Annotated in this window: 14 protein-coding genes; 6 read left to right on the top strand and 8 right to left on the bottom strand. The window is 36.4% G+C overall.

Annotated features, from left to right (window positions below):
* Positions 1-2: 2 nt before the first annotated feature.
* On the top strand, positions 3-479 hold the full coding sequence (locus KHA88_RS09730) for a DUF4188 domain-containing protein (RefSeq protein ID WP_213107509.1): 477 nt from the start codon (positions 3-5) through the stop codon (positions 477-479).
* A 258-nt stretch (positions 480-737) separates the two neighbouring features.
* Here KHA88_RS09730 and KHA88_RS09725 read toward each other — a convergent pair whose 3' ends face one another.
* Positions 738-1,238 carry an LURP-one-related/scramblase family protein gene (locus tag KHA88_RS09725; protein ID WP_213098789.1) on the bottom strand — a complete coding sequence of 167 codons (501 nt, stop codon included), beginning with the start codon at positions 1,236-1,238 and terminating at the stop codon, positions 738-740.
* Positions 1,239-1,502: 264 nt separating this feature from the next.
* On the opposite strand from KHA88_RS09725, the gene KHA88_RS09720 reads away from it, so the two are divergent.
* Entirely contained in the window at positions 1,503-3,185 is a 1,683-nt protein-coding gene (locus KHA88_RS09720; RefSeq protein WP_213121796.1) for a multicopper oxidase family protein, read from the top strand.
* Positions 3,186-3,223: 38 nt separating this feature from the next.
* Here KHA88_RS09720 and KHA88_RS09715 read toward each other — a convergent pair whose 3' ends face one another.
* A complete protein-coding gene (locus tag KHA88_RS09715) occupies positions 3,224-3,373 on the bottom strand; it encodes a PDC sensor domain-containing protein (RefSeq protein ID WP_213121795.1) in 150 nt (49 codons plus the stop codon).
* A gap of 162 nt (positions 3,374-3,535) precedes the next feature.
* Between KHA88_RS09715 and KHA88_RS09710 the strand changes: the two genes are divergently transcribed.
* A complete protein-coding gene (locus KHA88_RS09710; RefSeq protein WP_213121794.1) occupies positions 3,536-4,006 on the top strand; it encodes a CcdC protein domain-containing protein in 471 nt (156 codons plus the stop codon).
* Positions 4,007-4,476: 470 nt separating this feature from the next.
* Here KHA88_RS09710 and KHA88_RS09705 read toward each other — a convergent pair whose 3' ends face one another.
* On the bottom strand, positions 4,477-4,908 hold the full coding sequence (locus tag KHA88_RS09705; protein WP_213122278.1) for a ferritin-like domain-containing protein: 432 nt from the start codon (positions 4,906-4,908) through the stop codon (positions 4,477-4,479).
* Positions 4,909-5,026: 118 nt separating this feature from the next.
* On the opposite strand from KHA88_RS09705, the gene KHA88_RS09700 reads away from it, so the two are divergent.
* The 3 genes from KHA88_RS09700 to ligD (KHA88_RS09695) all read left to right on the top strand — a co-directional run bounded on the left by KHA88_RS09700 (position 5,027) and on the right by ligD (KHA88_RS09695) (position 6,247).
* A complete protein-coding gene (locus tag KHA88_RS09700; RefSeq protein ID WP_213098792.1) occupies positions 5,027-5,458 on the top strand; it encodes a pyridoxamine 5'-phosphate oxidase family protein in 432 nt (143 codons plus the stop codon).
* 299 nt (positions 5,459-5,757) lie between these two features.
* Positions 5,758-6,099 carry a non-homologous end-joining DNA ligase LigD gene (gene ligD, locus KHA88_RS21445; RefSeq protein WP_430413709.1) on the top strand — a complete coding sequence of 114 codons (342 nt, stop codon included), beginning with the start codon at positions 5,758-5,760 and terminating at the stop codon, positions 6,097-6,099.
* Complete coding sequence (gene ligD / locus KHA88_RS09695; protein WP_213121793.1) at positions 5,984-6,247, top strand: non-homologous end-joining DNA ligase LigD; 264 nt, start codon at positions 5,984-5,986, stop codon at positions 6,245-6,247. The genes ligD (KHA88_RS21445) and ligD (KHA88_RS09695) overlap by 116 nt, the downstream gene beginning before the upstream one ends.
* A 116-nt stretch (positions 6,248-6,363) precedes the next feature.
* Here ligD (KHA88_RS09695) and KHA88_RS09690 read toward each other — a convergent pair whose 3' ends face one another.
* The 5 genes from KHA88_RS09690 to KHA88_RS09670 form a co-directional block, all read right to left on the bottom strand.
* The gene (locus tag KHA88_RS09690) at positions 6,364-7,593 is read right to left on the bottom strand and encodes a Zn-dependent hydrolase (protein ID WP_213098794.1); all 1,230 of its coding nucleotides are present in this window, start codon (positions 7,591-7,593) and stop codon (positions 6,364-6,366) included.
* 138 nt (positions 7,594-7,731) lie between these two features.
* On the bottom strand, positions 7,732-8,808 hold the full coding sequence (locus KHA88_RS09685) for a helix-turn-helix transcriptional regulator (RefSeq protein ID WP_213121792.1): 1,077 nt from the start codon (positions 8,806-8,808) through the stop codon (positions 7,732-7,734).
* 512 nt (positions 8,809-9,320) lie between these two features.
* The gene (locus KHA88_RS09680) at positions 9,321-9,986 is read right to left on the bottom strand and encodes a DNA-binding response regulator (protein WP_213098796.1); all 666 of its coding nucleotides are present in this window, start codon (positions 9,984-9,986) and stop codon (positions 9,321-9,323) included.
* Positions 9,987-11,208: 1,222 nt separating this feature from the next.
* The gene (locus KHA88_RS09675; RefSeq protein ID WP_213121791.1) at positions 11,209-12,474 is read right to left on the bottom strand and encodes a mechanosensitive ion channel family protein; all 1,266 of its coding nucleotides are present in this window, start codon (positions 12,472-12,474) and stop codon (positions 11,209-11,211) included.
* Between the two features lie 310 nt (positions 12,475-12,784).
* On the bottom strand, positions 12,785-13,849 hold the full coding sequence (locus KHA88_RS09670; RefSeq protein WP_213121790.1) for a DUF4037 domain-containing protein: 1,065 nt from the start codon (positions 13,847-13,849) through the stop codon (positions 12,785-12,787).

The raw sequence follows: 13,849 nt of genomic DNA, 5'->3' as shown, positions 1-13,849 counted from the left end.
TGATGACCAATCGTATTCAAACTGGGCGTTATACGACTGAGAATACAGAGGATATTGTCGTATTCATCATTGGAATGAGGATAAACAAGCGACTTGCGATCCATAAGTGGCTACCAGTATTTAACGCTATGCCTGGAATGATTAAGGAACTTTATACGCACAAAGAAGAGTTGGGATTTTTATCAATGGAAAGTTATTTTGGACTTAAAACAACTGCCATGATTCAATATTGGCGTTCATTGGAAAGTCTACTCGCTTATGCAAAAAATGAGAAGCATTTAACTGCATGGAAAAATTTCAATCAAAAAGTAGGTAACAATGATGCTGTTGGAATTTATCATGAAACCTATCAAATAAGTAAGAATAATTATGAATCTGTATCCGTAAATATGCCTCAATATGGCTTAGGAAAAGCATTGAAACATATTCCAATTACTGCGGGACAAAATTCCGCTCGGAAACGACTTAACGTGCAATAGTTTTATTGAATTTGGTTTTAAAGAGCACCCTAAGTGGTTAATTTATTCAGGTGCTCTTTGCCGATTTTTAGAGTCTAATTTACTTGTGGTACGGTTATTCGTGACTATTCTAAGTGCAGTTTAATGAAGTATTCACACAGAAACTCCATAATAAAAAGCAGAGAATCCATTCGTGATTTCCCTACTTTTCTGATGGTATTTTTAATTTTGAATTTCTAAAGAAAAACCCGTCAGCATTTTATATTGTGCATCCCTACGTTAAGTGGTCGTCCCTGCTGAGGAAACAGCTGCTTCATCAGCCTTCACACAATCAATTGCGACAACAAGCGCAATGATGATGGCTTCCATTTCTTCATTCAATATTTGAACCTTGTAGCTATCGCCCCAAGTGAACCACTCCTTGCTCACTTTACCCACGACTTCACCATGTTGTAATACCTGAAAATCCATATCCCACCAATTACCTTGAACTTCAATACCTGCTGCATCAATCGTATAGCGTGCTTTAAAGAAAGAAAACTCCTTCTTAATCGTTAACTCCTCTTGGCCATTCACCTCAACAAAAAACTTCGGTAAAAAACTGAACACCTTTTTCGTAATGAGTGCAACTTCATCTCCTGTTGTATTCATAATGGAGAAAGTCTTTGGAATTTGCATAAAACTGCCCTCCACATAATAAACATCCTTCTCCTGCTGATCCTTTACCGTAAATTTGTCTCTTAGACTGAATACCTTCTGCTTTATATAAAGCTGCTTCATGCTATGCCTCCTTTGAATTTCACCATGGATGGATATTAGTAGCGTAGTGGATTTTTTTGTATTAGAGAATATTCAACGCATTTTATCGAAATACCTTCTTAACGAAAAAAAGTATCCAAACCGAGACATTTGCATACTTTACTAACTTTAAAAGACCACTTACTTGTGATACGGTTCTTAACCTCTTTAACCTCGCCCATACTTTAAAAAAATTAACCCATATGATAAACAAGAAAGCTATATTCCTTTTAAAGGAGGCATCATATGTTTTTAAAGAAATTTGTAGATCCCTTACCCATTCCTCCTGTCTTAAAGGCAAAAAGAAAGCGTAATGGGATCCCATACTATGAGGTCACGATGAAGCAAGTTCAGCAAAAGTTACATCGAGATTTGCCGCCGACTACTGTTTGGGGTTACAACGGTATGTATCCTGGTCCGACATTCCAAACACAAAGAAATCAACCTATTGAAGTCAAGTGGAAAAATAAATTGCCTTTTGAACACCTGCTGCCTGTTGATCGAACCGTTCACGGTGCAGAATCAGATAAACCATCTGTAAGGACGGTTGTCCATTTGCATGAAGGGCGGACTAGTCCGGGAAGTGACGGATATCCAGATGCTTGGTTTACACGAAATTTTGAAAATGTTGGACCAAAATTTGTCCATGAAGTCTACTATTATCCAAATTGCCAACGTCCTGCAACACTTTGGTATCATGACCACGCCGTTGGAATCACTCGTTTAAATGTTTATGCAGGGCTGGCGGGCTTTTACCTCCTCAGAGATAATGATGAGGAAGAATTGAACCTGCCAAAGGGAAAATTTGAAATTCCGCTGGTCATCCAAGATCGTTCGTTTTATCCTAATGGTGAACTATTCTATCCAACTCAGCCAGGCCATGAGCCACCTCTAAAACTACAGCCCCATCAACCATTAGACCCTAAATTACCAAACCCATCAGTTTTGCCAGAGTTTTTTGGCAACACCATCTTAGTCAATGGAAAAGTTTGGCCCTATCTGGAGGTTGAGCCACGAAAATATCGGTTCCGTATCCTTAATGGATCCAATTCTCGTTTTTACCGTATACGTCTAAATTCCAGTTTAGATTTTGTTCAAATTGGCACAGATGGAGGACTACTGGAAAAACCGATTACAGTATCCCAAATCATCCTTGCCCCGGCTGAACGTGTCGATGTCATTATCGATTTTTCTAACCATAAAGGTCAAAATATCATCTTAACGAATGACGCAGAAACCCCATTTCCTAACGGTCAAAAGCCTTCCGGTGACCTCAGAAAGATCATGCAATTCCGTGTCAAACAAAAACTATCCAAACCTGACAAAAGTAAAATTCCAGCAAAACTAAGTTGTTTGGAACGAATTGATCCGAAAGATGCTGTAATCGTACGAAAAAACACCTTAGTTGAAGTGACCGATAATTTTGGGCGTCCAAAACTATTATTAAATAACATGATGTGGGATGAACCGCACCTTACAGAAACCCCATTAAATGGAACCATTGAAATTTGGGAACTTTACAATACTACTCCAGACACTCACCCTATTCACTTGCATCTTGTTAATTTTCAAATTTTGAATCGTGCGGCGTTTACTGGTAATCCAAATGGTCCTAATCTTTCTATCGGTCCACCAAAACCACCAGATTTGAGTGAGAGGGGGTGGAAAGATACGGTTCGTGCCAATCCCGGGGAGGTTACCCGTATCATTGCACGTTTTGGACCATTTACAGGGATTTATCCATGGCACTGCCACATCTTAGAGCACGAAGATCATGAAATGATGAGAATGTATGAAGTTCTTGAAAATCAGAACTTTAACCCGGGTGAAACATTTGCTGGTGAATGTCCTAATGATTCATTCTCTCAGTGTTTTAACTCCGATAAACACTACAAACATAAGTATTTTAAATTCTGGACCAAAAGCTGACACCTTTATTTCCATTAGGTGTCAGCTTATTAATTTCATTATAGTTTACGATCATCAATTCCAACGACACCGATCAGCTTACCGTCTTTCCGAACAGCTTTCATAGCACTGATGCCATACTGGCCCGATACCCGATCAATAATTTTATAGTTCCAAAGGAGTCTATAAAAGCAATTCTTCAAAGACAATAATATCTCTCTTACAAAAAAGGAATTTAATCTTCTAAGTTCGAATATTAAATTTAGGAATATCGAAAGGGGTTTTTATAATGGTAGATAATGTGGTGAAGTCTGGACAAAGAAGGGACGTGAGAGTAGGAATCTTGTCCAAAAAAATGGAAAGTTGGTTTGATGATGAACTATAATCCGATACTTATCATAATCGTCTTAGTTGCCGCCCTGATTTTTTATCGTCAAATTATCTCAATGTTCCAACCGATTAGTGGCAAAGGAACTCGAATAATTATAACGCTATTTTTATTAACACCAGGATGGGCACTAATCATGAATCCGAATGCAGAGGTAACACCGACCGAAGTTGCTATCGCGTTGTTGTTAGGATGTATTCTCTCCATCCCTTTAATTCTTACGACCGGCTATGAACGACGGAAGGACGGAAAGATCTATGTGAAGAAAAGTCTAGCTTTCGTCATTTTATTTGTATTAATTTTCGCCACTCGGTGGACCATTCGTGGAATTATTGACATGGATTCGGATTCAAGAATGCTGCTCTTCTTCATTGCTGCATGCGGCTATCTAATTCCTTGGAAAATTTCCAGTTACTATAAGTTTCGTAAGGTCTATATATCCAATCGGGTATAATTGTAAAGTCAGGAACAAATGTACAATGGTTCCATAATTGAACTTGAAATACCATAACGCTTTGTATTGGCTTCTGTTGAAGTCTTTACCATTTTCCTTTTTTTGGGTTTACCTAAAGGTATACCTTTATAAACACTATAAAAACATAAGCACAGGAACCAAACATTCAGAAAAGATTATTTCTCAATGTAATTCTCGTATTGAACAAGTAGTGCATGAATTTACTGACATTGGAGAATCAGCACATCAACTTGATATTCAGACAAAAGCCTTAGTAGATTGGCTACAGGGACAACACTAACTTTCCATGAATAGATCAAGTTTGCACTTCTCTAACTACTAGGTAGGTCAAATTTGTTCATAATCAGCGCATATCTGGAATAAGAAATGCGCTCCTTCTTATTTAAAGAGCCATTTTGTGAAATAGAAATCTCAAAGTTACCTCGATGACAACCTGTTAGCCTCCAACCTTACTTACGTCCCAAATGTTGCAGGAAGTGAACATGCTCTCTGTCTTTATCCAATATTTCTTCGATCAATTGCCTGCTTTCAGGGTCTAAATCTCCTTTTACAATTTCTTCAGACACTTCAATTCCATAATACCCTTCGCCCTTTAATGCACTTTCTATTATACCGACTGTGGTATCCGGGATCATAAATTGACCAAAATATCCTTGGACCACTCCAATCATGCCTTCATCATCGACTGGAACTCCTCCAAGGTTTTGAATTCTTTCAGCGACTTTTAGGGCATGATTTTTATGATCTTGTTGAATCCTTTGAAATACCCTTTTTATCTCAGGGTCGGTTAATTTTTGTATATGATGTTCATAGGCGTGGATCCCCATATATTGCCCTTTTAAAAATTGATTTAATGTTTTGACTACATCCTTTTTAGCCACTATGAACCACTCCTTAAAGTAAGTATGCTCTTCTTTCATCAATTTAGTAAGTTTTTTACAGATTATTTGCCAGGTTATAGTGAAAAATAAAATATCAATATCCATAGGAGGAATGTAAATGAGCAATTCCGATTTAAAAGATAAGATTGTTAACATCATCTCTAATCATAAAACCGGTATCCTGGCATCGGTTGAAAATAATAAGCCTCATTTAAGATATATGACATTTTATCATGAAGCCCTTACACTATATACACCGACGGAAAGGGAGTCGGAAAAAATTGAAGAAATTGAAAATAATCCATACGTATCCGTTTTGCTCGGTTACGAGGATAAAGGTCATAGCGATGCATATGTTGAAATTTTAGGTACTTCATCTATTAATGATACACAAGCTTTGAAGGATCAATTCTGGGAGGAGTCGTTTAGTAAATGGTTTGATGGTCCGAATGATCCTAACTACGTGTTTCTTGAAATAAAACCTCAAACGGTCCGTGTTTTAAACCTAAACGGAGAACCACCACAAGAACTTTCATTGGAAAATAACTAACATAATACCTCATTGGCTCTTCTTATCATTTAATATGTCAGGAAGAGCCATCAATGATTTTCACATCATCCTTAACCTAACCTCTTCCATGAAGTGAAACAGAGCTTCGTCTTTTCTTTTTTCTTCAATCATGCAGTTTATTTGCGATACACTTTCATTCATTTTCCCTAAAAACCGAAAAACTTATCCATGTCATCAAAATCGGCATCTTCCCACTCACCATATCAACAATGTGCTTGATAGGCTTCGAGCATTTTAAAATGGTATTCCATATCCTTTACAGCATTCAAAATTGATGGATTAGCTGCCCCAGTTCCTCCCACTCAGAATGGATCAGCCGGAATTTCTATAAAAACAAAGAGCGAATGCTATTAAATGATATTGCTACACTGGTTTGGGCAGCAAACTACAGTGAGATTGAATTTCACGTTCCATTTGATCGCCATGATAAGCCCGATTTCCCTATGGAAATGGTATTTGATTTAGATCCTCCCGATGATACAAGCTTTAATTTAGTCATAGTAGGTGTCGTTGAAACTGAAGGATCTTCTTCAATCCCTCGGTCTATTATCTGTACCAAGAACATCAGGTTCATCAGGGCTTCAAGTATTTGTACCAATCGAACCGATTTATACTTTTGAACAAACAAGAAGAATAACTACCTTTATCGCGAATTATTTTCAAGAACAAATGCCGAAGCAGGTTACCAGTGAAAGAGTCGTTACTTATGATATGGTTCATCGTGATGTATCTATCACAAAGGAAAAAGCAACTTTTGCTGCAATCTAGGTTTTTTTGAGATATTCACAAATAAAAGCCGAGTTCACTATGAACTCTCTACGTAATTCAGTTAGTTCTTCACTATATTTCTGTATGGCTTCTTTTATTCGTGGATGGATCCCAAACTACTCTACCTCCGTCAACCTCTTGATTACTTCATATAGGATATTGACAGCGTATTCCATATGACGTGAATCTGACCACTCTTCCGGACAATGGCTAAGTCCATTTTTACTTGGAATGAAAAGCATTGCAGCATCAGTAAAGTCGGAAAAAACCATTGCATCATGACCTGCGCCGCTGTTAATAGAACAATACGGAATTTCTAACACTTCACACTTATTCTTTAAAAGAGTAATAATATCTTGATTCATGTCTTTTGGCTTGATATATAAAAGCTGTTCAACCGCTGTATGAATTCCATTTTCACTATATGACATGACTAATTCTTTTACTTTCTCTATGACATTCAAAACATTTTCATCCTTGCCTGATCGAATATCGACTGTAAATACCGTTTTTTCTGGGATGACATTGGCTCCGTTTGGAAATACATTGAGTCGTCCGGTCGTGATAACCGTTCCGTCTTCCTCGCCTATTGCAAGCTCCGGCAATTGAGCAATTATCTTTGCAGCTGTAACTAAAGCATCCGATCTGTGATCCATTGGAGTTGTACCTGCATGTCCAGCTTGACCTGTTACTGTCACTTCTAATAGAGTTATACCTACGATAGATTCCACCACGCCTATCGGAATATTTTTCTCCTCAAGAATTGGCCCTTGCTCAATATGCATTTCAAGAAATGCCTTTATCGTTTTTGGATCTCTTTTTTTAGGAAGAGAGGAATTTAGTCCGATTTTTTCCATCGCTTCTTCTGTAGAGATTCCTTCTTTATCTTTTAGATTTTTAAATTCTTCCTCACTAAGTAAACCTACTATTCCTCTTGATCCCATTAATCCGCCGCCAAATCTTGTCCCTTCTTCTTCTACAAGAGCAATAACTTCCAGTGGATATTTCGGTGTTAATTGATTTTTGTAAAAGAGACCGGCCACCTCAAGCGCTGCCACTACTCCTGCAGGGCCATCATAGGCTCCTCCATTTGGGACAGAGTCAAAATGAGAACCAATTAGAACACTAGGCGCATCTTTTAAAGTGCCTTCAAGCTTGCCAAAAATATTTCCAAAACCATCTTCCTGAACCTGTAATCCGTATTCCTTCATTTTTTCTTTTATATAACTTCTTGCCTGTAAATCTTCCTTACTATAAGTAAGACGAGTCGTGCCTTTTCCAGGTGTAGCGGTAAATTTGCTTATTGCATCTATATGTCTTTCGATTCGTTCTTGAACCTCTTTCATACCATATCTCCTCTTCTCTTAAAAAAATCCTACGAAAATACCTGCTAATATAACTGAAAGGATCGTCCCTACGAAAGTTTCTACTACAAAGTATGTGAGCAGATGTGATGACTTTCCAATAACAATCTAGTATTTCATTTATTTTATTTTATCAATCAGCTCTAAATATTGTGAATCTCCATATCCTATTGTTGGGAAAACCTCAAATAAGCGCTTAAGCAATTCGGATGTAGGTAAATGCTTATTTTTTGAAATGTATTTTATGACGGCGTTATTTTCTGTCTGCATTTCTAGAAATAACTCTATAGCCTGGTACATCACTGGAAGTAGTTTATTTGTTGGTTTCATATGATTGACCAATACTTCTTCATAGACAGAATAATATTTACCTAAAGTAAGCTCCGTTTGGTTTACTTTAAATTCATCCTCTCTAAAGCTATTATAAAAAACTCTACCTTTATACTGAGACTGTTCAAGATAAGCAAGAATAGTCAGAAGATTCATCTGACAAAACATGTCTTCCCCAAACCATAACACAATATAGTTATAGTTTTTCTTAAACAGATTATTTAAGGGCTTTATTACCTTGTTCCTGTAATTTTCCTCGGATTCATTATGTCCTGCCGCTCTCGTTTGAATAAACGCATGATCGAAAATAGATGTGGTAGTCGCATTTACACACATGGCTTCATTGAATGGTACATAATCAGAATCTCCCATAAGCTTTTTATCTTTAAATTCCTCATACATCACTTGACCGTTTAATATGTTCAGTACATCATGGTCAAACAATTCTCTCTTCCTATTTTTTAATTGTTCAACCTCAGTTTCTCTAGAGATATTCATTCTACAACCATCCTCCCCGTGATGAATAGTGAGCTTAGCAAATGATTGAACAGGCATTTGATTGAGTTGAAATTCTTTTGGACTAATACCAAAAACTGTTTTAAAAGTTCTACTATAGGCTTCTTGCGATGAATAATTATAATCAAAGGCAATATCGATGATCTTCCGATTATTTGCTAAATCTTCCGTAGATAAATACAACCTTCTAAGAAGGATATAGCGTCTAATGCTTATACCTGTTGCCTGATGAAATTTAAAAGAACAATAATAAGGGGAATATCCCATATAACCAGCTAAGCCCTCCAGCGAAAATTCATTTGTTAAATTTTCTTCAATCCAATCAATCATCAACTGTATATAATCATTCATTTGCCTCACTCCTGAATATAATTATAGATTACTTTGCTTTTATTTTTTTGATAGTTGTTGTGCTCCAGCCATACCGTTCCACAAATATATTCCCATTTAAGCATAAACAAATTATTCTTATTAAGAAAAGCCTATCCAAAACTTTTTTGTCTTGGATAGGCTTTGTTGGTTAGGGAACCTCAATTACTTATGATACGGTTCTCCGTGACGCATCTAAATGAGGTTCTCTTGGATTTTTTTGAGATAAAAAAGACAAGACCCGTCTTCATCTCACTTCCTTTTCAATAAGAATTCTTGTCCATAATTAAGTAACCGGCGATAGTAAAATAAGCGGAAACTTTTCGGTTATATGCAGAATGTAGCTCATTTCGGGGTAAATAAGGGGAGGTTTTCCAATTATTCAAAGCTAAATCCCCCATTTTTGCATTTTTCGATTCAATAGGAGGAATCTCTCCGTCTATTTAAGCTATTTTAAATATTAATTACTAATTAAGCGAATTTTTTCCGACTATTTATCTGATCGGAACCTTAACCTGATCCCCCAACCGATAAGAGCGGACTCTTTTGATCCCAGATGCGGGAATCAACATCTTTTTATCGACTAGTTGAGAAAGTACTTTTTTTACTGTCTTGTCACTTAACTTCAAATACTTCTCGACTTCTTTAGGGGGTATGGCTTCTCCTTTTCGAATCGCTAGCCGAAGGACTTCCTTTTCGATAAAGGACAGAGAGGTCTGGTCCAGTTCATCACCCAGCCATTGGCCAATCACTTGCTGAACAATCTGTTGGCATCGACGAGGCTTCTCTTTCACCTGGTCATAAGAAAAGCGAATCACAGTCCAACCGTCAATCACCAACTGATTTTGACGTTCCAGGTTGTCGGAAAACTGCCATCTGCTTATGTTCTTTAAGTGAGGGCCATACCCGTCGACCTCAAGGCAAATTCGGATGGCAGGACGAATATAAGCAAAATCCAAATACCTTTTGCCATCCTTGAAATCATCGACTTCATATTCTGGATGAAGATACTTGAAATGGTAAAATAAAGGCCACCACACTTGCTTCAAAAATAACATTTCAGCCTGATTATGACCCTCTTGTAAGCGCCGTAACCGCTCACCGGTTCTTGCCTGCGAGTGAGCATTCAAAAAAGCCTGGTATTCTTCTTCAAATCCCATAGCATCCCTCTCCTATCCAATGGTCATGTCTTTTGCAGCACCCTTTATATACTCATTTAAACAAAATTTAGTAGACAACCCTTAACTAATTTGGAAAACGTTCTTTCCTCAATTTCTTTTACTATCAAATTTTGCATACATATTCGATGCCACGAATGAATCATCTCTATTATTTATTCATTTGAACTTCGGACAGATTTTTAAAATTAATGAGTGTTAATGTGAGTAAAAAAAGAGATTTAATGTGGCTTCTATTGGAGAAAGTAAAAGACAAAGAAAAAATTTCGGAGTAGCTAATATACAAAGGAAATTTAGAGAAGAATTTGAGGATAGAACTATTTTAAGCTTAATAGAATACTTTTATTTGTCAATCTAATTTCTTAATATTCCGTAATATCATTCTTATCATTTCTATTTCCGTTAAGAAAACGTATTATGTTATAGCCTCCCCAACCTAAGGAGAGGCATTTGGCTAAAAAACTCCTTTACTTATGTTACGGTTCCCCTTAATGCATCTAAACGAGGTTTTTCATTTTAGAAAAGTGGACAAAGTGTTTTCAATATAGTTCAGACATTTATGTTCTGATTTTAGCCAAGGGTATCGGAAATAAAATAAAAAAAGGATTAGGCAGGGACTATATCGATAAAACCAATTACATCAAAATCATTTACCTATACACCTTTTTAAAAAAATGCAAAATAGAAGTAAAAACTTCCTAAAAACCAACAAGAGAATTTTATCGTAAATAAATGACAGTAAGTGGTCGTTTCACATTTAATTTGGGACGAAGCCATCAAGCAATTTACGATATAGCATTCAAAAAAAAACACCCACAAACGTTGATATTCCAACATTCGTGAGTGTTTAATTAAACTCTTAACCTGATGGCTTTAATTTCTTCCGCCACGGGCATTAGATTTACCTTTTTTCTTTTGTTGTTCAGGTGGTCGTTTACCTTCACCATTTGTATTTACTTTGTGTGCTTCTGAGTCTTTAACCATGTTATTTCCCTCCGTTATCACTATAGCTATTATAGGTGTATGGTATTGCTGCTATTTAGATATTGGTTTAAATAACAACAATAGCTGTATTATAATAACCTGAATATGTTAAATTACTCCGTGATCATTTAGGAGAGGCTAAAATAACTTATTTATTGCCTTTTGGATCTGCAGGTTTTTCTTCATAACTTTATCTTATCCAATGATAACAAGGTTGTTATCATTCCCTTTCCATCACCATTACATCTCTTGTTGATTCATTAACAAGGGTTTTCAAATCATTACCAGATGGATTTTGGAATATTCTAAGTCCAAACTCTGGTGCTATGGCAAAAAGATGGTCAAAGATATCACCTTGAACCGATTCATACACTACCCATCTTACATCATTTGTAAAAGCATATATTTCTATTGGCACCCCGTTTTCGCTGGGCGCTAACAGTCTAACCATTAAGGTCATTTCCTGATTGATTCCAGGATGATTTTGCAGGTATTTGCTAATATATGCTCTAAATACCCCTAGATTCGTAAGAGCCCTACCATTTACTGGGTTACTGCGGTTAAATTCGTTATTCCTATTATATTCCGCAATTTCACGTTCTCTATTGATGATATAGTCCGAAAGATAATGGATATTTTTAAATTTCTCAATCATCTCCTCGGTACAAAATGAAATACTATTTGTATCGATAAATAAGGACCGTTTAATTCGTCGTCCTCCAGAGCTTTGCATCCCTCTCCAATTAATAAAAGAATCGGATATCATAGCATAGCTTGGAACCATCGTAATCGTTTTATCCCAATTTTGCACCATAACTGTATTTAAAGAGATATCTATAACGTCACCATCTGCCCCATATTTAGGCATCTCAATCCAATCACCAACTCGCACCATATCATTGGAAGTCAACTGAATCCCAGCAACGAGTCCTAATAAGGAATCTTTAAATACCAACATCAATACCGCTGAGAGAGCACCAATCCCACTTAGAAGAATAAGCGGACTCTCCCCCATTAAGTTCGCGATAACCAAGATGCCCCCTAGCGTTATGACAATAATTTTAACAACCTGTACATATCCTTTAATAGGCCTAACTTTAGATATGTCAAATGTTTGATAAATATCAGTGATGGCATTTAATAAGCTATTAACAACCGTTAATATTACAATAATTAAATAGGCCATCGCACCCTTTTCTATCAATTCTTGATAGGTTAGAAAGGTTGAAGAAAAGTAATAAATAATAATTGCAGGAACAATATGAGATAACTTACGAAAGACCTTTCTTTCCAAAAGAATGTTACCCCAGTGTAATTTGTTTTTTGTCACGATATGAGTAATGACTCTAATTACTATCTTTTTTGTGATAAAATTCGCTACGAAACAGATCAGCGCAATAAATAGAATCATAATAATAGTAGAAAGATGCCTAGCTAAGGTAGGATTCAATCCAAACTCTAAAAGCAAATTTTTAATAAAATCCATTATTTCCTCCTTTGTATTTACTATTTCATGGCATCGTAATTTGAAAACTCATATGTAATGAGATATTAACTATTATATCAGAACAAATAAATAATCGCGTTAAGTCCTTATCTCTTCTAAATATGTATACTTTTTACGGAAGAGGACAGGATCAACGAACTGATTATTTATCCTCCTGTGATAATAATGACCAGTTTTTTGCGCTTCCATAGAAAATTGGGCATCGTTCTCAATAGGAAAAAACCGCTTATGATAAGGTTCACCACGCCGTTAATACTTGCCGTTTTATAGTTGCTTCACAGAAATGAATCTATTCTAGTATTTTGTTATACAGTAACCTCACTATGTTTCTTTCTGTAGAATGTTCATCAGTGCACCACTGATTGATAGATCGAAAATCAGTATTATCAGTAACTTGATCGATTGCTCCAATTAATCGTTTTTGGGACAACTTCCGAATCGCCGAATCCGTGATTTTTCTTGCGATTACATCTGCAAACATTCCCCCTTGAATGACTTTAAACGGGCGATCATAGAAAAAGGTAACCTGATTAGTCATATTTTCAGTAATACCCAACTGATTATGTTTACTTGCAATGAACTCATACACCTTACATAATGCGTCTTCACGCTCTCTCCATGTTCTTGCCGATTGAGCATTCGTCAACATTGGTAACAATTCATCTGCGCATTTCAATCCCTTAAATGCCGTTCCAAACCATTTAGGATATGGTGCATATTGTCGTTCCATCAGGAAACACAGATTCATGATATCCCTGACAATTCTTGATCCGATTATGGAAGAACCAAGTTCATCCCCCATATATCCAGATCGAAGTACCAAATGTTCTTCTTGTCCAATCCTGTTCCAGGTGGACGCCATTTGAAATAACCATATGTCATAAGGATAGTAATTCAACTGTTTGCGGAGTTTAGTCAGTTGTCCTGTATCATCACGGAAAACCTCACCACCCACAATTTCTGCTAAAACTTGTGATGGAAATGTAAGCCAATCAATTAATTGGATATCCTTGTGTATATCTATAGCGAGGCTTCGTTTAATAAACTGTTCTAACGAAGTAATCACAGTTTGTTTCAAATCTACAGTATATCCGTAAAATTGAACCGGTATATTTTTTTGTAACACCTGATAAATATCATTTACAAGATTCATATCATTTTTCTGAAGAAATAAAAACAAACGCGGACCCCAATCGTGATCCGTTGACATTTCGGTATCAAAACCAAGTACCTCGCTTCCAGGACCAATCAGTGCTGATGTGTACTGCAATTTAGGAAAGTTGCTCGATATTACTTGTTCAATAATTTCATAATAAAATCTCCTACTTAATTCTATTCCTTTGATAAACGCCAA

It is taken from the genome of Lederbergia citrea (genome assembly GCF_018343525.1).
GTDB classification, from domain to species: Bacteria; Bacillota; Bacilli; order Bacillales; family Bacillaceae_C; genus Lederbergia; species Lederbergia citrea.
The sequence above is the reverse complement of the archived record's forward strand: the minus strand, read 5'-3'. Positions and strand labels throughout refer to the sequence as shown.